Source organism: Halorubrum sp. SS7, assembly GCF_005435055.1.
Lineage (GTDB): Archaea > Halobacteriota > Halobacteria > Halobacteriales > Haloferacaceae > Halorubrum > Halorubrum salinarum.
Genome location: NZ_SGXV01000541.1, coordinates 1 through 264 on the forward strand (window position 1 = coordinate 1; position 264 = coordinate 264).

Sequence of the window (264 nt, forward strand, 5' to 3'; positions counted from 1 at the left end):
TCCCGAGCCCGGCGGTCTCGTTCATCACCTCGGCGATGGTGCCGACCTGTCCGCCGATGAGGTACGCGAAGAGGGGTAAGACGAGCAGAAAGGTCCAGTTGAGCCGGATCGGGATGCCGAACGCGCTGCCGACCTTGATTCCACGCATGTCCCCGGATTCGGACGGTGACCCGTTAAGTCACCGGGTTCGGTCGGTGATCGGTTAAATAGGCGGCCCTCCTCATGACGCCTATGAGCGACACAGACCACGCCGGTCCGGTCGTG

General features: G+C 63.3%; 1 pseudogene. It reads right to left on the reverse strand.

Features of this window, described 5'->3' with window-relative positions:
- Positions 1–148: pseudogene (locus EXE44_RS21760) on the reverse strand (metalloprotease); the annotation flags it as partial.
- Positions 149–264: the final 116 nt, after the last annotated feature.